Source organism: Shewanella sp. HL-SH8 (assembly GCF_051165765.1).
In the GTDB taxonomy this organism is placed as follows: domain Bacteria; phylum Pseudomonadota; class Gammaproteobacteria; order Enterobacterales; family Shewanellaceae; genus Shewanella; species Shewanella glacialimarina.
On the sequence record NZ_CP195039.1, the window covers coordinates 2459543 to 2480994 of the forward strand.

Genomic DNA, 21452 nt, shown 5'->3' on the forward strand with positions numbered 1-21452 from the left:
TTAACTCCCTGAGCGATGACCATAAGTTCTTGGTCGAACATAGTGGTCGATAAATGGAGCACACATGTTGGCTAGCAAAACAGCAAATGCAACCGCATCAGGATAGCCGCCATAAGTTCTGATAACATAAATCAGTATACCTATCATGGCGCCAAAAATGAGTCTTCCTCTTGCACTCGTTGCTGCAGTGACTGGGTCGGTGGCAATGAAGAAAACGGCCAACATGGTACCACCGGAAAATAAGTGCATTATTGGGCTGACATGGGTATCTGGATTAAGTAAAAAGCCAAAACTGGAACACACAAACAAAGCGACTAAGATTCCAGTACTAATGTGCCAGCGGATCACGTTGAGCTTTAACATGATTAATCCGCCTATTAAGAAGGCAAGATTGACGGCAAACCAGCCAGCGCCCACCATTCCAGAAAATATCGGTTTAGTTAAGCTTTCGGTAGTGGTTAGCCCCATAGATAAATCTGTTTTAAGGGTGTCTAACGGCGTGGCCATCGTGGTGCCATCAATAGCAAGATTATGGTTTATAGCAACCCATTCTGACGATGAGCCTATAACCGCATGCCATGCAGAGGATAAGTCAACCGAATGTTGTGCTACAGACACAGGAGATACCCAATCAGTCATTTGCACAGGAAAAGAAATTAACAACAAAACATAGCCAGCCATAGCAGGATTGAAAAGATTATTTCCCAGCCCACCGTATAAATTTTTAACAATAACAATAGAGAAAAGTGTACCAATAACGATAATCCACCAAGGGGCTAGCGGGGGAATTGCAATGGCCAGTAAAAGGGCTGTTACCAGTGCACTATTGTCTGCTAGTGTGGGGACTATAGGACGATTACGCAGGCGTAATATAACAGCCTCTGCCACATAAGCGGTTATGACAGCCAACACGATTTGTAATAAAGTCCCAAAGCCGAAAAAATACAGCTGTGCAGCAATTCCAGGTATTAGACATAAAGCAACGCGTTGCATAACTTTAGCCGTTTGCAGTGTGGTGGCTACATGGGGTGATGAGGCAATTTTAAATGCCATGTTTAATCCTCTTTCTCTGCTTGTTGAGCGAGCTTTTTAGCTTTTGCCTTAGCAATTGCTGCGGCAATTTTTGCTTGTTTATCTTGTACTGTATGTTCGGCTACACTGTCTTTTGTTAATGTAATATTAGTTGTACTTTTGCCTACTGGCGCTTCTTCCGTTAGGGCTACTGATGTCATTTTTTTCGCTTTTGCTTTTGCAATTGCGGCAGCAACTCGGGCTTTTTTAAGGTCATCCGGACTTTGGCTTATATCATTTGTTGGTTCTGTCAAGATTGGCTGATGTTCTGCTGACGCAGCTAATTCTGCACTTTTATCAAGTTGGTCAGCTATTGTGTTGTCAGCCACTACTGACTGTAATTTCTTAGCTTTTGCTTTAGCAATTGCCGCAGCCACTCTGGCTTGTTTATCTGCATCTTGTGCTGACACATGAGGTCGCTCCGCGACGTCAGCTATCAGATCGTCAAGTTCGTCACTATTCGCTTGTTCAGTACTAACGATTTCAGCTTGCTGTGTCTGCAATGCCTTTTTGGCTTTGGCACGTGCAACAGCAGCCGCAGCTCTTTCTTGTTGCGATAAGGCTGCTTTAACTGGTTCAGTATTATTAGCATGTGTGGAATCAAGTACGACTCTATCAGTCGCTGGAGTATCGCTATTTTGCACTTGGGCGGCTTTCTTTGCCTTCGCTCTTTGAATTGCTGCGCTGACAGCGGTCTTTTTGTCAGAGGTGTTATTAACATCGTTACTGGTTTGTTGACTAACTTGTGTGTTAGGCGTTAATTCTGTCACCATGACATTATCATCTTGCGTGGCAGATGCTTTTTTAGCGGCAATACGTGCCATAGCAGCGGCAACAGCATCTTTGTCAGTAGTTTTCATACTTGCTTGTCGTTTTGCTGCCGCGTCTTTGGCTTTGGCTTCGCGTGCTAGCTTTTCATCTTCCAAACGTTGTAGTCGTGCTTCAAATCGCACTTTGGCTTTATCAGCTTGCACTTTTTCTTCAGCCTCAATTTTAAGTGCTGATTTCGCAATACGATAATATTGAACTAACGGTATATCACTTGGGCACACATAACTACAGCAGCCACATTCAATACAATCTTGTAAGTTAAAACTAGCGGCTTTGTCATATTCTTCTGCCTTTGCGTGCCAAAATAATTGTTGTGGTAATAATAGTGCAGGACAAGCAATAGCGCATTCACCACAGCGAATACAGGCTTTCTCTACACTGTCAGGAGCTATTTCGGTAGCAGATGGCGCCAAAATACAGTTAGTCCCTTTAAGAATAGGTACATTGGTATTTTGAATAGCGTAGCCCATCATTGGGCCGCCAATAATCACTTTTTGATTTTGTTCGACGCTAAAATTAACTTGATCAAGTACGGTTGAAATCGGCGTGCCGATGGGCAGCCAATAATTTCCCGGGCGGTGAATATTGTTACCGGTTAATGTGACTACTCGTTCAACCAAAGGCTTGCCGTGAATGACAGCATCTTGAATGGCGAATGCGGTACCGACGTTTTGGACCACTATCCCTAATTGAGAAGGTAGGCAACCACTAGGCACTTCTTTGCCAGTGATAATTTGAATAAGTTGTTTTTCGCCCCCAGAAGGGTATTTAGTTGGTATTACGGTTACTCTGGTACTGTTTGGAGGCAACTGACTGTGGCTGATAGCAACTTTCATTGCTTCAACCGCTTCTGGCTTATTATCTTCAATAGCGATAATAATCCGTTGCGGCTTAATCACGCGGTAAATAATCTCTATACCTGCCAATATCTCATTACTGTAATCACGCATTAAGCGATCATCTGATGTGATATAAGGCTCGCATTCAATACCATTGATAATCACGAGATCAATTTTACTGGCGGTATTGAGCTTAATATGAGTAGGAAAGGTCGCACCGCCCATACCCGCAATCCCAGCTTGTTTAATTCTAGCGATTATTTCATCATTACTAACGGATAAAATATCCGAGGGTGCTAACTCGCACCAGGTATCTAAACCATCTGCTTCAATGATACAGCTCATTACGGGCAAACCCGATGCATGATTACTTGCAACAGGTTCAATACCCATAATTATGCCTGAAGTGGGAGCGTGTACTGGCAAGTAGATAAACCCACTCCCTTCAGTTAACACTTGACCTTTTAACACAGATTGACCTAACTCGACAATTAATCGAGCTTGATCACCCACCTGAGGTACAGGCACAATGAATTGTTTCGCTAATGGCAGTCGAGCTATCGGTTGTTGATTAGAAAGGTGTTTAAGCTCAGGTGGATGTATGCCACCAGGAGATTGCCACAGTGAGCCTTTATCTAATTGTTCTAATAAAGTTAACACTATATTTCCTCTCGAGTTTCAGACAACACAGTAATAGGAATGGCATTGAGCTTCCAGTCCCAATTTTTAAGGGTTGTTTCAACAGGGATCATATCAATACAATCTACCGGGCAAGGCTCAACACACAAGTCACAGCCAGTACAATCTTTGGCAATAACGGTATGCATTAGCTTACCAGCGCCTAAAATAGCATCTACTGGGCATGCCTGAATGCATTTGGTACAACCAATACATTCATCTTCCCGAATGTAAGCGACTTTTTTAACCGACTCTTGGGCTTCAGCATTCAGTGGTTCTGGATCAACTCCCATTAACTCAGCGAGCTTTTCCATTGTGGCTGTGCCACCAGGAGGGCATTTATTGACTTTATCACCATTAGCAATGGCTTCTGCGTATGGCCTACAACCTGGATATCCACATTGACCACATTGAGTTTGGGGTAGTAATGCTTCAACTTGATCGATTATCGGATCGCCTTCAACTTTGAATCTATCTGCAGCAAAGCCTAATATAACGCCAAAAACAATGGCCACTATCGTTAAGACAGCTACTGCAATAAAAATGCTTGTCATCATTACTTAACCAGCCCTGCAAAGCCCATAAAGGCAAGTGACATAAGGCCTGCGGTAATCATTGCTATCGCGCCGCCTTTAAATGGCAAGGGGACATCTGCCGCCGCAAGGCGCTCACGCATCGCAGAAAACAAAATCAGCACCAAAGAAAAACCAACCGCGGCGCCAAATCCGTAAACAGCGGATTGGATAAAGTTATGGTCTTCATTAACGTTGAGCAAGGCTACGCCTAACACTGCACAGTTAGTCGTAATAAGAGGTAGATAAATTCCTAGCGCACGATGTAAAGTTGCACTGGTTTTTTGAACTAACATTTCAGTGAACTGAACAACCACAGCGATCACCAAAATAAAGCTCATGGTACGTAAGTAGGATAAGTCGAATGGTTGTAGTAGAAACTCGTTAGTTAAATAGCTAAGAATCGAGGCTAAAGTAAGTACAAAGGTGGTAGCCATAGACATACCCACAGCCGATGCCAGTTTACTGGATACACCCATAAACGGACATAAACCTAAAAATTTAACTAATACAAAGTTGTTGACCAGTACGGTACCAATCAATAAGAGGAGATACTCTGTCATTGCTGCACATTTTCTAATAAAACATCTGGGTATTATCTAAGGTTTAGCACTGATAAACAACGGATAAAAAACAAGGTTAACGAGATAATCATTAACCTTGATAAAAAATGTTCATATTGCTTGCCAGAAAATGAATTAATAGCCTATTAATCAGTGTTAATAACGCTATCTGGTTTGGCAATATAGTATCCTTGCAGGCCATCGACTAATAACTTCTCTAGGGTTAGCTTTTCATCTTGACGTTCAACCCCTGTCGCTAAAACCAAAATATTAAGACGCTTTGCTATATCGACAATCATTCGAACAAAAAATTTATTGTTATTGTCTGATTCAATCGAATTACTGTAGCTATTATCCAATTTAATGTAATCAGGGCGAACCTCTCTGAAAAACTTAAACGAGGTAAAACCTAAACCAAATCGCTCAACAGCAACTTTTGCACCTACTTTATGTATTTCTGATACAAAATTAAAACTTGCCGTTAAATTAGTTTGCATACCAGACTCATTGACCTCGAAAACTAATCTAGATGCTTCTGTACGATGGTGAGTTAATACCTCTTTTAACCAGTAAACAAAAACTGCTTGCAAGGCTGATGTTGCACTGATGTTAACACCCAACATACCTGTTAGTAATGGATTTTCTTTCATCAATTGTAAGGTACTGGTGATAATCATTTTATCTAGCTCAATACTTAAACCATATCGCTCTGACATCGCAATAACTGATGCCGTAGGTAGATGTTTACCTTCTGCATTGTAAAATCTTGCGAGTAATTCACGATATAAGTCGTTGTCGGTATTACAGGGTAAAATGGGTTGTTGGAAAAACTTTATCCCCCTACGATTGATAATATCGTTGATGGTGATTTTCCAATGTTCATCTCCAAATGTTTCATTACCGTCAAACTTCTCTAAATAGTGATAACGATTGGGTCCTAAGGTTTGCGCAATACTGACCGCTGAATCTGTCATGGCGAGTAAAGTGATTGGATCATTGTCAGACGTATAGGGTACGACTCCTATGTGAGCAACTGAATCTTGTTGAGTACTTTGAGTATAGTCATCGAGTTGTTGTTTAAGTTTTTCGATGTAATTAATGCTTTCTTTAATAGAAACACCATCCAAAAAAACCGCAAAATCGCTACTTGAGATTCTAAAATGTTCTGGTTTTGCCTGTCTTGGGGCTGCATTACGTATACAGTCTGATAATTTTGCTAAATAATTATCGCCAGCAATCCGTCCATATAATTGATTCACATTGGTTAATTCAGATGCTTTGACGACAACTAAAGTACCAAAAAGATTTTTTTGTGACTGTGTTATTTTTTCTAAATATGCGTTGAATCTATGACGGGTTGAGAAACCAGTAATTGGGTCTTGATAGGCCTCTTTTGTGAGTTTGTCATTATCAATTCTAATGATCTCTAAACTTTCTTTTAGTTTGGAACGGCACTTTTCTAATGCATTACCCAGAGGTTTTAATACGCCCCTAAGGCGTGACATTTCTACCGCCTGAAAAGAAAGTGTGGAAATGTTATCAATATATTGTGCCGCATACTTGATTCGACGTTTATGCACTAAAATGAGTATGGTGAATAACAGCATCAGAATCACGTAGGCCAAAATTAATAGCTGAGTGACTTGTTCAAGTTTGTACAGACTGGTTTCTATTGCTGCAATAGGGTTCAGTTTCACTTGCATACGGCCATCAGGAAAAGTAAAGCTATATCCAAGGTCGATATTAAATACGGTATCTGCAAACGATTGGTCTGTTTTTGCTAGCGAACCATAAGTAAAGTTATGGATGCTATCGGAGTTATGCACATATTGGAAAAACTGGAAGTCATAGTCTCTGCTGAATGTCTTAAATAAATCATCACCATTTCCAGTCCAATAACTGTATTTCTCAATATATTCGGCGAAATGTTGTCGTGCAGCATCGCCTTGTATTCTGACCTGGTCGTTTTCAATGGTATAAATTCGATAAAAGAGCAAGCCGAAGACGATTAACAGTACCAGATGAAAGGATTTTGATAAGCCCATAACATATCCATTTTATAAAAGTTATCCTTTATTAACTAACACTAAAGGCAGAGCAATATTTAAACAAGTTAAGCTTTTGAGTTTTCTTGTAAGCCCTATAAACGGGGTCATTAAAAGGATGTGAAGGATAACAGGATTATACATCTGAAAACATTAGCCTGAATAGACTATATTTTAGCAGTTATTTAAATATTTGCTTAATACTAATAGGGGGGTGAATAACAAGTTTTAATAAGAAATTGAAGTATGGCTCCCCAGACTGGACTCGAACCAGTGACATACGGATTAACAGTCCGCCGTTCTACCAACTGAACTACTGGGGAATTGAGGATACTTATTTTTATTGCTATTAGTTTTGATGGCTCCCCAGACTGGACTCGAACCAGTGACATACGGATTAACAGTCCGCCGTTCTACCAACTGAACTACTGGGGAATTGATCAAATACTTTTAAGTGGCTCCCCAGACTGGACTCGAACCAGTGACATACGGATTAACAGTCCGCCGTTCTACCAACTGAACTACTGGGGAATACTTAAATGTGATATTATATGGCTCCCCAGACTGGACTTGAACCAGTGACATACGGATTAACAGTCCGCCGTTCTACCGACTGAACTACTGGGGAATTATATAATATTATCCTAACAATTTTACTAATGGCTCCCCAGACTGGACTTGAACCAGTGACATACGGATTAACAGTCCGCCGTTCTACCGACTGAACTACTGGGGAATCGTTTTAGCAATGTATTGCTGAGAACGGAGCGCATAGTAAAACGCCTAGTAGCATGAGTCAACTCGAGTTATAAAAAAAAGTGCAATTAACTTGTTAACTGCTCATGTAATGTGCATCGTGCACGACTTTTCAGCACTTATTGTCAAATTTGGTAGTTTTTAGTGGGTAGCAATTATCAGCTGATAATAATATTTTATCTAATATGGTGATACTTCACTCAAGTAAATGAAGTAATTACATTTTTAGTTGTGTTAGAGAAATCGCATCAATTTTTTATTAGTTCTGTAAAATCAACAATTAGGTTAATAGCACTACTTAGCCAACATTTTTTGTGGGTATATAAGTACACAGTAATTTTCTAATGCAAGACTTTAGATTATATTGAATTTGAAGTAGCAACTATTTTTGGGGAGAGCTCCTTTGATAGTATGCTTGATGTGGTTTAGGCATGTTATTGGACAATGCAAAAAGAAAGGGACAATGCTGTTGTGTTCATGGCAAGGTGAGATTAGCTTTCAAATGTAATAAACTTTCATCAAGCCAAGATGACACTTTAATGAATTGACCATAACGTCAACCCCGCACCCTGACTGAGGTTGTATGAGTTATCCACTAAATCTGTGGATAAGCTTGTGGGTTACTCTGTTTTGTTGCCTGCAAACGCTGATTAAGCCTCAGTTCAACTTAAAATGGTAGATTTATTTAGCAAGTGATTAAGTAACTGTTTTTTATACAGTAAAAAAATGCAACATGTTTCTTTACCACGACATATTCACTGTTGCAAAAATGTAATCAGTTTCAAACAAGCATTGTGCATTAAATTGCAGTTTTCACTGCGGTTTAGCTTAGTAATTGAGCTGTTTACTGGCAAATTAGATCCTGTTTAATTATTTCATCATTTGATCGTTAAATCGTTATACATTAATTTTTTCGTTTACAACGCCATAAAATATTATCTAGGGTTAATGGCTATTTTTTATTATGATAATGGCGACATTTAATCATTAGAGAACCTGCGTGCCAGAAAAGATTTTTCGTTTAGCCTCTCAATATACCCCGGCAGGTGATCAGCCAACCGCAATCGCGCAGTTGGTCGAAGGGATACGCAATGGTATTGCCAGCCAAACCTTGCTAGGTGTTACAGGATCGGGGAAAACCTATACCATTGCCAATGTTATCGAGACTATGGGACGTCCAACGATTATTATGGCGCCTAACAAAACACTTGCAGCTCAGCTTTATGGTGAGATGAAAGAGTTTTTCCCCGATAACGCGGTTGAATATTTTGTTTCTTACTATGATTATTACCAGCCTGAAGCTTATGTCCCCGCGTCAAACACCTTTATTGAAAAAGATGCATCGGTCAATGCTCATATCGAACAAATGCGACTATCAGCGACCAAAGCACTTTTAGAGCGTAAAGATGTGGTATTGATTGCCTCTGTTTCAGCCATTTATGGTTTAGGCGATCCAGATTCTTACTTGAAAATGCTATTACATCTGCGCCAAGGCGATTTTATGGGGCAGCGTGACATATTGATCCGGCTAAGTGAATTGCAGTACAAGCGTAATGATATTGAACTTCAGCGTGGTACATACCGGGTTCGTGGTGAAGTGATTGACATATTTCCTGCTGATTCTGAAAGAGATGCAATTCGAATTGAGCTGTTTGACGACGAAATAGAACGATTAAGTGAGTTTGACCCGTTAACCGGACACATCATTAAGCGTATTGTTCGAACGACTATTTATCCTAAAACCCATTATGTGACTCCGAAATCAAAGATTTTGGCCGCAACTGAATTCATCAAAGAAGAACTGCGCGAGAGACGAGAATATTTACTCGAGAACAACAAGTTAATTGAGGCTCAGCGGATCACTGAGCGAGTGCAGTACGATGTTGAAATGATGGTGGAGCTTGGATATTGCTCTGGCATTGAAAATTATTCACGCTACCTATCTGGTAGGGCTCCAGGAGAAGGGCCGCCAACACTATTGGATTATTTACCTGCAGACGGTTTGCTTATCATCGATGAGTCCCATGTCACCGTGCCACAAATTGGCGCTATGTATAAGGGTGACCGAAGCCGGAAAACTAATTTAGTCGACTATGGGTTTCGACTGCCTTCGGCATTAGATAACCGACCATTAAAATTTGAAGAATTTGAAAACTTGATGCCACAAACCATTTTTGTGTCAGCTACCCCAAGTCAATATGAGTTGGATAAAAGTGAAGGTGAAATTGCCGAACAGGTTGTTAGGCCAACGGGTTTACTTGATCCTGTTATTGAAGTCAGGCCTGTTGGAATACAAGTTGATGATTTATTGTCTGAAATTCATAAAAGAGTCGCGGTTAATGAACGTATTTTAGTGACCACGTTAACCAAAAAAATGAGTGAAGATTTAACCGACTATCTGGATGAGCATGGGGTTAAAGTTCGCTATTTACATTCCGATATTGACACTGTCGAGCGGATGGAAATCATTCGCGATCTTCGTTTAGGGCATTTTGATGTACTGGTTGGGATTAACTTATTACGCGAAGGTCTAGATTTACCTGAAGTGTCGCTAGTGTGTATTCTAGATGCTGATAAAGAAGGTTTTTTACGTTCAGAGCGTTCATTGATCCAAACCATCGGCCGCGCCGCCCGCAATATTAACGGTAAAGTTATCTTATATGCAGACAGGATCACTAACTCAATGGCTAAAGCTATGGGCGAGACTGATAGACGCCGTGAGAAGCAGCGACTGCATAATGAAGCCAATGGAATTATCCCAAGAGGTGTGGTTAAAAACATCACAGATGTGATGGATATGGGTGACAGTAAGCAAGGTAAGCGTAGCAACAAAAACAGTCACTATGATAAGGTGGCTGAGCCAATTGGCCAATATGTCAGTATTGCCGATTTAAGCCATCAAATTGATCGACTTGAGAAACAGATGCATGAGCATGCAAAAAATCTCGAGTTTGAACAGGCCGCGGCGGTTCGAGATGAGGTTAAGCAATTAAGACAACAATTAATTATGTCTTCCTAATGTTACTAAAAATATTTTATTCATTGAATTAAAGACGTAAAAAACGCGCTATTAAAGCGCGTTTTTTATTACAAATATGATTTAGAAACTTGCAGAGCGTGGCGCACGTGGGAAGGGGATAACATCACGAATGTTGTTAACACCAGTCACATATGACACTAAACGCTCAAAGCCTAAACCAAAACCTGCATGGGGTACTGTGCCATAACGGCGTAAGTCACGATACCACCAGTAATCTTCTTGGCTTAACTCCATTTCAGCTAAACGAGCATCAAGTACGTCTAAACGTTCTTCACGTTGTGCGCCACCGATTATTTCACCAATACCTGGTGCTAATACGTCCATTGCGGCAACAGTCTTACCATCATCATTTAAGCGCATATAGAAAGCTTTAATGTCTTTCGGGTAGTTTTTCACTACAACAGGCGCTTTAAAGTGTTCTTCAGCTAAATAACGCTCGTGTTCAGACTGTAAATCGATACCCCATTCCACATCGAACTCAAACTTTTTACCGCAGTTTTTAAGAATTTCAACAGCATCAGTGTAATCCACTTGGGCAAAATCGCTGTTAACAAATGACTGTAAACGTTCAATAACAGTTTTATCAACTCGTTCATTAAAGAAGTTTAAATCATCCATTCGCTCTTCAAGTACCGCTTTAAATGCGAATTTAAGCATTTTTTCAGCGAGTTCAGCAGCATCATCTAAGGTCGCAAATGCCACTTCAGGCTCAACCATCCAGAATTCGGCAAGGTGACGAGTAGTGTTAGAGTTTTCAGCACGGAAGGTTGGACCAAAGGTGTATACTTTTGATAATGCACAAGCATAGGTTTCAGCGTTTAGTTGACCTGATACGGTTAAAAATGATTCTTTTCCGAAGAAATCTTTATCGTAATCGACTTTACCGTCAGCGGTACGAGGCAGATTTTCCATGTCTAATGTCGACACACGGAACATTTCTCCTGCGCCTTCACAATCAGAGGCGGTGATCAGCGGGGTAGATACCCAGATAAAACCTTCTTCATTATAAAAGCGATGAATAGCTTGCGATAAACAGTTACGTACTCGCGCAACAGCACCAATAATGTTAGTGCGTGGGCGCAAATGCGCAAGTTCACGTAAATGCTCAATCGAATGACGTTTAGCCGACATTGGGTAAGTATCTGGATCGTCAACAAAACCTGTGACTAACAATTCAGATACTTGTAATTCAAATGCTTGACCAGCGCCAGGAGAGGCAACGACTTCACCGGTCATTACGACAGAACAGCCAGCAGTCAATTTCAATACATCGTCATTGTAATTGGCTAGGCTATTTGGCACGACGCCTTGAATTGGGTCAAAACATGAGCCGTCATACACGGCCAAGAAAGAGATACCCGCTTTTGAATCACGACGAGTTCTCACCCAGCCACGTACAGTGACTTGCGAACCAACGACGTGTTCACCTTTAAATACAGAAGCGACAGATGCAATGCTCATTGTTGCTTTATTCTCCAACATTAAAATAGTAAGTAATTTTGCCTTTATCTTACCTTTATGGTGGCTTTTCTCAAGCTGAAAACGCTATTCTAGAGATATTATTATGATAGTGTTAATTAACAGGTTTAAATACTGGCTGAAATGAACGTATATTTCTGTTTGTCGCTGGATATGAGTGATTTAGCTTTCCAGATTAAATTGGAATAAGTTTGAGTTAATGGTTTTTTTATCGTTTTTAAGGATACAGGATGTCACGGCTAGGTGTATTGCAAGTCATATTAACCATATTGTCTTTGTTAGGATGGAGTTTGGCTATCTATGCATTACTTATTTACGGTGAGGCAAGACCAGATCGTGCAGTAGGTTACTTCTTATCAAAAGGAGCCGAGGTACGTTTAAATTGGGATCCGGCATTAACGGTAAAATTAGAATATATTATTTGGTGGTGTGCGGGTGTCAGCTTGCTTAATTTGTTGGTTAACTTTTATGCAAAAACTACCTCGCGGATGGGGGTATGGTTTAATATTCCCTTGTTGTTGTTAGTGTCTTTATCTGCCGGTTTATATATCCGCTTTGTTATTTGATTAAGCCATAGTTGTCAATATGTCGACACAATAGGTCAATCATCGCAGCCGTCACGCCCCAAATAAATTTATCCTCAAACGGCATATAGTGCACTTCATAGCACTTGCCTTTGCGCCAGTGTTGGCCTAAATGACGATTACTCGTTTGTTTAAAGTAATTAAGTGGCACCCTAAAGCAGCTGGCTACTTCACCAGGATCAATTGTTAGCTTAAAAGGTTGTTTGATAATGCCAACAATTGGCGTGATTTCAAATCCGGTGAATGTTTTGTGCGGTGGAAATGAGCCAATCACATCGACGTTGGTTTTTAGCAAACCAATCTCTTCTTGTGCTTCACGAAGTGCGGTATCAATTGCATTACGATCACTTTGCTCAAATTTTCCGCCTGGAAAACTTATTTGACCAGGATGGTGACGAAGATGCATCGCGCGTTTAGTTAAGATGAGATATAGCTCACCGCCAATCTGCTGAATAGGGATAAGCACAGCGGCTTCTCTGCCAGGATAATGTGCTGGTGCAGAGGTAATGTTATTGGCTGAAAGAGGTTGCAGTTGAAAGCGTATCAAAAATTCATTTAATTGCATGGTGAGTGATTAATTCCGATGAAGCTTATCAATAAAATGGCTTAGCAAACTTGTTAATAATTAGGCTAACCTAGCTCGCGTAGATTAAAAAGCTTTATCTGTTTTTTATGTTAGAAGGATAAATTAGCAGGCTATCTTGTAGTCAGTTAACAACTTGAGTAATCTTGTTTTCTTTTTTCCGGTGAAATAACTGTGATTGCTAATTTATTATTATTGTTAACAGCAGCTGTTTGGGGCTTTGGATTTGTTGCGCAATCTTTGGGGATGGAACATTTAGCGCCCTTTATGTTCAATAGTTTACGATTTTTTATTGGTGCTCTGAGTTTATTGCCATTGATCTGGTATTTCGCCAATAAAAAAACCTTACTAGTTGGCCAAAAGAAATCACTTTTGATAGCGTCAATTAGTGCTGGCTCAGTATTGTTTATTGCCGCGTCATTGCAACAAGTGGGGTTACAGTATACATCCGCGGCTAATGCTGGATTTATCACAGGGTTATATATTGTAATAGTGCCAGTGCTTGGACTTATTCTTAAACATCAAACCGGTGTTAATACATGGATTGGCTGTGCAATTGCTGTGGTGGGATTATATTTTTTAAGCATCAAAGACGATATGAGTATCGGCTATGGTGACTTATTGCAATTAATTGGCGCTGTATTTTGGGCGATACATATCCTGATCATCGACCACTTTGCCAAAAAACACTCACCGATATTATTGTCGCATTTACAATTTATTTTCTGTGGCTTATTAAGTATTACGGTCTCTATGATGATTGAAACGACTGTGGTTGCTAATATTGGATTAGCCTGGGCCGCACTAGCGTATTCAGGGATTATTTCAGTGGGCGTGGGTTATACTTTACAAGTTGTCGCACAAAAAAATGCCCATCCAGCGCATGTTGCCATTATTCTCAGTTTAGAGACTGTGTTTGCAGCAATTGGTGGCATTGTTATTCTGGGTGAAACCTTAGATGCTAGAGCAATACTCGGGTGTGGATTAATGCTGATGGGCATTTTAGTCTCACAAATACCATTACGCTATTTTGTCAAATCTTGGGGTCAACAAAAACACCCTACAGTATAAGCAGATTGAGCTTTAGTTAACCTCAACTCGGGTTAAGAGATGGGCTCAATAAGCTGAATTCAACAGATTTAGCTTATTTTGTAGCAAACTTGCTATTTGTTTTGAAAACAAGGCGCATTAACACGTCAATAGCTGGCCTATTGCACGTACTCTTGTGAAAAAAATAACACAGTTAGCAAGACAAAGGGCTGTTTGGTAAGCGTTTATTATCCCGAGCTGAGGTTAGCCATATTTATCCTATTTTCTAGGTCGCTGAGTGTTGTAATCAACATTGCATTAGGGCCTAGCCATACCCATAAAAGTATTTATCGCCCTATATGCTAAAGTTAAAAGGTTAGCGAATAGGGCGTGACGTTTAAGCTATACATTAATATGGTTAAGGTTCTCGGCTGAGATCTAGCATTCCTGACGCTTGGCCACCAAATAATTGTTGATGTAATCTGGCTGCGAAGCCATCAGTCATGCCAGATATATAATCCGCCATCACCCTCATTGGATTGTTATCTGCTTCGGCAGCTTTAGTCCAACGTTCACCGGTATTTAAAGGCAGTAATCGTTCGGGATCGGATGCAAATGCTTCAAACAACTCCATTACAATTTGTTGGCCTTTGTACTCGAGCATTTGAATTTCAGGTTTGCGTATAACAAATTTAAACACAAACTGTTTTAAGACATTTAAAGCTAGTGCAAAATCCGTTTCTAGTTCTGCATTGTATTTTAATAAATGTTCATCAAATTCAGGCTTAATTTGTATATTAATTGCGGTGACAAATGCATTGACGAGTGTGCCTATAGCGTCTTTACGTAAGTGATGTTGGTGAGAAAATAGTTTATCACCAATAGTGTTAAATTCCTTTTTAAGCCAATTGTCTTCAATACCTTGCAGTTGACTCATGACATCTTGTTGCCATTGGCTGGCACTCACAATACCCATGACAATGGCATCTTCAAGATCATGTATCGCATAGGCTATATCGTCAGCTAACTCCATAATAGAGCAATCAAGTGATTTAAACTTTGTTTTTAAGTGTGGGTAATCAGGATGAATAAGACTTTGCTCACTGGATAGAAACAATTGTTGATCATGTTCGGTCAAGCTAGACAGTACCCAATCGAGTATCGGTTTATCGTCATCAAAAATGCCCTTAACTGGCGGCCATTGTGATGGTTTTAACTGGCGATGATGTTTAACCTCGGCTTGATGAGTATCAATTCTTAACTGAGAGTAGGGCGCAGGATACTTCAGTACACCTAATAGGGTTCTGCGGGTTAAATTCATACCAGTATCAGGCGTATAAGGTTCAAGGCGGGTTAATATTCTAAAGGTTTGACCATTGCCCTCAAAGCCACCGTGATCACGCATCATATAGTGTAATGCTACTTCGCCACCGTGACCAAATGGAGGATGACCAATATCATGTGCTAGACACAGTGACTCAATTAAGCTCATTGAATTAAGTAAATATTTAAGATTCGGATACTTACGTCTTAGTTGGGCAGCAATACCGGTTCCAATTTGAGATACCTCAAGTGAGTGTGTAAGGCGAGTACGATAAAAATCGTTCATGCCAATACCCAACACTTGGGTTTTTGCCTGTAGACGCCTAAAAGCAGCTGAGTGAAGTATACGGGCTCGGTCTCGCTGAAAAGGGCTGCGGTGATCGTTTCTACGTTGCTTGTCTTCACCGAGTATACGTTGATGCCATATATTTTCATGGGCTTTAATATCATTAGGCAGAGTAAGGCTAGCTAATGCTTTGGATGATGTGTTTGACAATGATGACATAGCCCTGTGTCCTTATGCATTAATATTAGTAATAGGTTTAAACATACTGTCGTTAAGGTACTAGAGTTGGTAGAAAGTCTCTATAAAATATTATCCTGATTTAACATTACTCTGCCCATTAGAATCTTGCTATGCTGTTCAGCAGTTTTATTGAACTAAGATATGTAGTTAGCTGCTACTCTGGATAAAGAGTGAGTGAGACTACCATCTGTTGAATCATCATTTACGTTAACCAACAATAATAGGAAAATGGAATGAGTAAAAATGTGGTCATCACCGGCGCAAATCGTGGCATAGGTTTAGCGTTTGCACAGGGTTTTAAAGATTTAGGTTTTAATGTGTATGCTTTATGCCGTCAATCATCCGATAAATTAGCTGCATTATCGGTTAATGTCATTACCGAGGTTGATGTCGCAACCGCTTCAGGTATCACTGCAATGGTAAACGGCTTGCGGGGTATTCATATTGATATATTAGTCTGTAACGCGGGCATATTACGTGATGAAAGTCTGTTTGATTTAAATATAAGTAGCATTAGAGAACAGTTTGAAGTAAATGCACTAGCACCACTATTAATTGTGAATACTTTACAAGATCAATTAAGTCATGGAAGTAAAGTGGCGATGATCACCTCAAGAATGGGATCTATTGCAGACAATGGTTCCGGTGGACGCTATGGATATAGAATGTCTAAAGCAGCGTTAAATGCTGCTGCAATGTCACTGAGTATTGATTTGGCCGAAAGACATATCGCTGTGGGTATTTACCATCCAGGATATGTGCAAACAGATATGGTTAATCATAATGGCGATATTTCAGCAACAGAATCCGCCGGCCGACTAATAAAGTTAATAAGTCAACTTGATCTAAGCCAAACAGGGGTGTTTAAACATGCAAATGGTCAAGTTTTACCTTGGTAAATGGTTACTTTTTTGATGTGAAGACAAAAGGGCGGCCGATGGAGTAGTTCATAGTGCTGATAATGCTATCTACTTCATACCTTGTCGTAAAGGGGATGTTCAAACAAAAATCTATCTAGGTATCTTGTGTCGATATAATTCATCTAAAACTTGATATAAATCATCATGACTTTATTTTTTTTAGCTAAATTTTTGATTATACGAGGTTTTATACTGTTAATATAGTGATTTTATTTGATGTCAATTCCCACCAAGTATTGCATCATCTAGGAGAAAAGCCATTTCAACTCCTTGTTGTGATTTATTTGTCATTGACTGGGTAGGATTTACTTTGCTTGCACTAACCTGTTCACTATCGTCCTTCGACAATGAAAGATTTAAATCAGTTTTTGGAATACAGCAACAGGGTAGGCATTCGTCTTGCTCAAGTTCAGCCAACGGCTGCTTGGTATAAGTGACTTCACCAGAAATGACTTTTGTTTTACAGGCGCCGCAAAATCCATTACGGCACTCTGAAAAAACTTTTACTTTCTTGTCCTCAAGCGCCTCAAGCAATGTTGCTTGTTTACCGCCGAACAAGATTGCCGGTTGTCCCTTTAAGCTAACAATCGGCGCTGTAATGAAAAAGTGTTTATAAGTCAAAATCTAAAAACTCATCGCCATCGACAGCCGAGTCAATTTGCCCCACAAGATAAGATGATACTTCAACTTCTTGGGGTGCAACCTGCACAGCATCACTTTCTAACCAGTTCTTCATCCAAGGGAGTGGATTAGACAATTCTTCGTAAGGTAAAGGTAAGTTTACCGCTTTCATACGTTGGTTAGTAATGTACTCAACATATTGACAAAGAATTTGTTCATTTAAGCCGATCATTGAGCCGTCTTTAAATAAGTATTTAGCCCACTCTTTTTCTTGTTCAGCTGCTTTGTGGAATAAGTCATAGGCTTCTGAATAACACTCAATGGCAATTTCAGCCATTTCTGGATCGTCTTTGCCACCTTGCATTAAACTTAAAATATGTTGGGTACCATTTAAGTGAAGTGCTTCATCACGTGCAATTAAGCGAATGATTTTGGCATTACCTTCCATTAAGCGACGTTCAGCAAAGGCAAATGAACAAGCAAAACTGACATAAAAACGAATTGCTTCCAATGCATTGACTGACATCATACAAAGATACAAGGTCTTCTTAAGAATACGGGAGTTAACCGTTACTTCTTGACCATTAATCAAATGAGTACCTTCACCGTGTAAATTATTAACTTGGGTCAGGTAGATCAAATCATCATAGTACTTAGCAATATCACCAGCACGTTTCAAAATCTGCTCATTTTCAACAATATCATCAAACACCACTGATGGGTTGTTCACGATATTACGAATAATATGAGTATATGAGCGAGAGTGGATCGTTTCTGAAAAAGACCAGGTTTCAATCCAGGTTTCGAGTTCTGGCAGTGACACTAACGGCAAAAGAGCTACGTTAGGTGAGCGGCCTTGAATCGAATCAAGTAAAGTTTGGTATTTAAGGTTTGACAGGAAAATATGCTTTTCATGATCAGGAAGGCTGGCAAAGTCAATTTTGTCACGGCTGACATCTACTTCTTCTGGTCGCCAAAAGAAAGATAACTGCTTTTCGATTAATTTTTCGAAAATCTCGTATTTTTGTTGGTCATATCGCGCCACATTAACGGGTTGACCAAAGAACATAGGTTCTTGAGTCGCATCATTAGGTGTTTGACAAAATGTTGAATAAGCCATACTTCTTTTCCCAAAAAAGCGAGGAGTGCTCCCCGCATTTAATTTCTTAATTAAGTGATATCAATAAACCAGAGGTTTATATCTTACACGCACCACCGGCACAATCATCGTCTTCTTTTTCGATGGATATTATCTCATCTTGTTGATCCGACGCACCGTCACGGGTGTTGTGGTAATACAATGTCTTTACACCCAGCTTGTAAGCCGTTAGCAAATCTTTTAATAGTGTTTGCATAGGTACTTTACGACTTTGGAACTTCATTGGATCGTAATTAGTGTTGGCAGATATCGCCTGATCAACAAACTTCTGCATAATGCCGACAAGTTGTAAATACCCGTCGTTATTTGGCATGTTCCATAATAACTCGTATTGATCTTTCAATGTGTCAAAATCGGGTACAACTTGTTTTAATTGACCGTCTTTACTGGCTTTGACACTAATAAGACCACGTGGCGGTTCAATACCATTAGTGGCGTTAGATATTTGCGACGAGGTTTCAGACGGCATCAATGCTGATAATGTTGAGTTACGTAAACCATATTGCAAAATATCGGTACGTAAACCTTCCCAGTCTAAATGTAGTGGCTCATCACAAATTTTATCTAAGTCACGCTTGTAAGTATCAATGGGTAGAATGCCTTTAGAATAGGTTGTCTCGTTAAATAACGGACAGGCGCCTTTCTCTTGGGCAAGTTTCATTGAGGCTTTTAATAGATAAAATTGAATCGCTTCAAATGTTCTATGGGTTAAATTATTGGCTGAACCATCGGAATAACGCTTACCATTTTTAGCAAGGTAATTGGCGTAATTGATGACGCCTATACCCAAAGTACGTCGATTCATTGAGCCTAACTGCGCCGAAATGATCGGATAATCTTGATAATCAAGTAAATTATCTAACGCACGAACTGCAAGCTCAGCTAGCGGTTCTAATTCTTCTAGATTCTTGATGGTGCCTAAATTCAGTGCAGATAAAGTACAAAGTGCAATTTCACCATTAGGATCATCAATGTTCTTTAATGGCTTAGTCGGCAGGGCGATTTCTAAACACAAATTAGACTGTTTAATTGGCGCTACTTTTGAGTCAAATGGGCTGTGGGTGTTACAGTGATCCACGTTTTGAATATAGATACGGCCTGTAGAAGCGCGCTCTTGCATCATCAACGAAAATAACTCAACCGCTTTAATTTGCTTTTTACGCACAGCTGGATCTTGCTCATACTGAACATATAAACGTTCAAATTCAACTTGATCCTCAAAAAATGCATCATATAAACCCGGTACATCAGATGGACTGAATAAACTGATATCTTCGCCTTTAATTAAACGTTGGTACATCAACTTGTTTAACTGGACACCATAATCTAAATGGCGAACACGGTTATCATCAACACCACGGTTATTTTTCAGTACAAGTAAAGATTCTACTTCTAAATGCCATATTGGGTAAAACAGTGTTGCCGCTCCGCCTCGAACGCCGCCCTGTGAGCATGATTTTACCGCAGTTTGAAAATACTTATAAAAGGGTAAGCAACCAGTATGGAAAGCTTCACCGCCACGAATAGGACTGCCTAAGGCACGAATACGACCAGCATTAATACCAATACCAGCACGTTGACTGACATATTTCACAATTGATGAGGCGGTTGCATTAATAGAATCTAAGCTATCGTCACACTCAATCAATACACATGAGCTAAATTGACGTGTTGGCGTACGTACACCAGCCATAATCGGCGTCGGTAAAGATATCTTGAAGCTTGATGTCGCATCATAAAAATCTTTTACGAACTGTAAACGAGTGTCTTTTGGGTATTTTGAAAATAAACACGCAGCAACCAATATATAAAGGAACTGAGCACTTTCATATACTTCGTGAGTGACACGGTTTTGAACTAGATACTTACCCTCTAATTGCTTAACGGCGGCATAAGAGAAGTTCATGTCGCGCCAATGGTCAACATAAGTATCTAAGATGTCTAACTCTTCGCGGCTGTAATCAGCCAAGATATGCATATCATATTTGCCCATTTCAACCAGTCTGGTGACATGGTCATATAATTTAGGCGGTTCGAACTGACCAAATGCTTTTTTACGTAAATGGAATACCGCTAAGCGTGCTGCCACAAACTGATAATCGGGTGATTCAGGGGAAATAAGATCTGCCGCGGCTTTGATGATCGTTTCATGAATCGCTTCTGTTGGAATACCATCAAAAAATTGTAGATGCGATCTGAGTTCAACTTCAGATACAGAGACGTTTTTTAATCCCTTGGTTGCCCAAGTAATAACGCGATGGATTTTGTCTAAATCGATATTTTCACGTTCGCCACAGCGTTTAGTGACAGTCATATTGCTATTCATTGCAGAGAGGCCTTGATTATATCTGTTATTGTGATTGAGCGCTTAATACCAAAAGCGATCGTGTCTAACCACGTTTACGTTTTTATGTAAAAACAATCATGCTGAAGCATTAAATACGACGGATTGAGACATTTTAGCACGCTAAGTCACCCGTTCAGCTTAATTAAATGAGTTATTTTAAACAAATCATTAGTGTCTGTGATTGCATTTGACACACAAGATATGGTGTTTTTTAAAATCTAACATACAAGATAGTGAGGTTGGAGGGTTTTTGCAAGCCACAATTTCTAGAACATCTTGTGGATAAGTTGAGGATAATCGCAACAGTTAGTAAAAGCTAACCCTACACCCCAAATTTATATAGCTTTTCTGTAGGCTGTAGAATAATTGTCCGTAATTTTAAAAGAATTTGATCGCTAAAAATATCAGCGATCGATTCTATTAGCTGATTTTTAGATTGATCTTTGATTGATTGTTTGAGTTAGCTTAAAAGCCGTTTAACAACAC

General features: G+C 39.8%; 15 protein-coding genes and 5 tRNA genes. 4 read left to right on the forward strand and 16 right to left on the reverse strand.

Features of this window, described 5'->3' with window-relative positions:
- The 10 genes from rsxD to ACRWQN_RS10850 form a co-directional block, all read right to left on the reverse strand.
- Positions 1–1053 carry an electron transport complex subunit RsxD gene (gene rsxD / locus ACRWQN_RS10805; RefSeq protein ID WP_434937686.1) on the reverse strand — a complete coding sequence of 351 codons (1053 nt, stop codon included), beginning with the start codon at positions 1051–1053 and terminating at the stop codon, positions 1–3.
- A 2-nt stretch (positions 1054–1055) separates the two neighbouring features.
- Positions 1056–3401 (reverse strand): electron transport complex subunit RsxC, encoded by a 2346-nt coding sequence (rsxC, locus tag ACRWQN_RS10810; RefSeq protein ID WP_434937688.1) that lies wholly within the window; start codon positions 3399–3401, stop codon positions 1056–1058.
- Positions 3401–3973: an electron transport complex subunit RsxB gene (gene rsxB / locus ACRWQN_RS10815; RefSeq protein WP_434940640.1), complete on the reverse strand. Its 573-nt coding sequence runs from the start codon at positions 3971–3973 to the stop codon at positions 3401–3403. Before rsxB ends, rsxC begins: the two co-directional genes overlap by 1 nt.
- A gap of 2 nt (positions 3974–3975) precedes the next feature.
- Positions 3976–4554 carry an electron transport complex subunit RsxA gene (gene rsxA / locus ACRWQN_RS10820; protein WP_235084718.1) on the reverse strand — a complete coding sequence of 193 codons (579 nt, stop codon included), beginning with the start codon at positions 4552–4554 and terminating at the stop codon, positions 3976–3978.
- Between the two features lie 146 nt (positions 4555–4700).
- Positions 4701–6599 carry an EAL domain-containing protein gene (locus ACRWQN_RS10825; RefSeq protein ID WP_434937689.1) on the reverse strand — a complete coding sequence of 633 codons (1899 nt, stop codon included), beginning with the start codon at positions 6597–6599 and terminating at the stop codon, positions 4701–4703.
- 247 nt (positions 6600–6846) lie between these two features.
- Positions 6847–6922, reverse strand: a tRNA-Asn gene (locus tag ACRWQN_RS10830).
- Positions 6923–6958: 36 nt separating this feature from the next.
- Positions 6959–7034 (reverse strand) — tRNA-Asn (locus tag ACRWQN_RS10835).
- A gap of 20 nt (positions 7035–7054) precedes the next feature.
- Positions 7055–7130 (reverse strand) — tRNA-Asn (locus ACRWQN_RS10840).
- Between the two features lie 21 nt (positions 7131–7151).
- A tRNA-Asn gene (locus ACRWQN_RS10845) sits at positions 7152–7227 on the reverse strand.
- 32 nt (positions 7228–7259) lie between these two features.
- Positions 7260–7335 (reverse strand) — tRNA-Asn (locus tag ACRWQN_RS10850).
- 1020 nt (positions 7336–8355) lie between these two features.
- On the opposite strand from ACRWQN_RS10850, the gene uvrB reads away from it, so the two are divergent.
- On the forward strand, positions 8356–10374 hold the full coding sequence (gene uvrB, locus ACRWQN_RS10855; RefSeq protein WP_434937691.1) for an excinuclease ABC subunit UvrB: 2019 nt from the start codon (positions 8356–8358) through the stop codon (positions 10372–10374).
- A gap of 81 nt (positions 10375–10455) precedes the next feature.
- Here uvrB and asnS read toward each other — a convergent pair whose 3' ends face one another.
- Positions 10456–11856, reverse strand: coding sequence for an asparagine--tRNA ligase (asnS, locus tag ACRWQN_RS10860; RefSeq protein ID WP_434937692.1), 1401 nt, complete (start codon positions 11854–11856; stop codon positions 10456–10458).
- Between the two features lie 248 nt (positions 11857–12104).
- On the opposite strand from asnS, the gene ACRWQN_RS10865 reads away from it, so the two are divergent.
- Positions 12105–12440, forward strand: a complete 336-nt coding sequence (locus ACRWQN_RS10865; protein ID WP_434937693.1) for a hypothetical protein — start codon at positions 12105–12107, stop codon at positions 12438–12440.
- On the opposite strand, the gene ACRWQN_RS10870 is transcribed toward ACRWQN_RS10865, so the two are convergent.
- Positions 12433–13023: a CoA pyrophosphatase gene (locus tag ACRWQN_RS10870; RefSeq protein WP_434937695.1), complete on the reverse strand. Its 591-nt coding sequence runs from the start codon at positions 13021–13023 to the stop codon at positions 12433–12435. The genes ACRWQN_RS10865 and ACRWQN_RS10870 overlap by 8 nt on opposite strands.
- Before the next feature lie 192 nt (positions 13024–13215).
- Between ACRWQN_RS10870 and ACRWQN_RS10875 the strand changes: the two genes are divergently transcribed.
- Positions 13216–14112, forward strand: coding sequence for a DMT family transporter (locus tag ACRWQN_RS10875; protein ID WP_434937697.1), 897 nt, complete (start codon positions 13216–13218; stop codon positions 14110–14112).
- Between the two features lie 376 nt (positions 14113–14488).
- On the opposite strand, the gene ACRWQN_RS10880 is transcribed toward ACRWQN_RS10875, so the two are convergent.
- Positions 14489–15898, reverse strand: a complete 1410-nt coding sequence (locus ACRWQN_RS10880) for an anti-phage deoxyguanosine triphosphatase (protein WP_434937699.1) — start codon at positions 15896–15898, stop codon at positions 14489–14491.
- 254 nt (positions 15899–16152) lie between these two features.
- On the opposite strand from ACRWQN_RS10880, the gene ACRWQN_RS10885 reads away from it, so the two are divergent.
- Positions 16153–16818: an SDR family oxidoreductase gene (locus ACRWQN_RS10885; protein WP_434937701.1), complete on the forward strand. Its 666-nt coding sequence runs from the start codon at positions 16153–16155 to the stop codon at positions 16816–16818.
- A 240-nt stretch (positions 16819–17058) separates the two neighbouring features.
- On the opposite strand, the gene yfaE is transcribed toward ACRWQN_RS10885, so the two are convergent.
- The 3 genes from yfaE to nrdA form a co-directional block, all read right to left on the reverse strand.
- On the reverse strand, positions 17059–17460 hold the full coding sequence (yfaE, locus tag ACRWQN_RS10890; protein ID WP_434937703.1) for a class I ribonucleotide reductase maintenance protein YfaE: 402 nt from the start codon (positions 17458–17460) through the stop codon (positions 17059–17061).
- Positions 17450–18580: a class Ia ribonucleoside-diphosphate reductase subunit beta gene (gene nrdB / locus ACRWQN_RS10895; protein ID WP_226409913.1), complete on the reverse strand. Its 1131-nt coding sequence runs from the start codon at positions 18578–18580 to the stop codon at positions 17450–17452. The genes yfaE and nrdB overlap by 11 nt, the downstream gene beginning before the upstream one ends.
- Before the next feature lie 76 nt (positions 18581–18656).
- Positions 18657–20945, reverse strand: a complete 2289-nt coding sequence (nrdA, locus tag ACRWQN_RS10900; protein WP_434926116.1) for a class 1a ribonucleoside-diphosphate reductase subunit alpha — start codon at positions 20943–20945, stop codon at positions 18657–18659.
- Positions 20946–21452 lie beyond the last annotated feature (507 nt).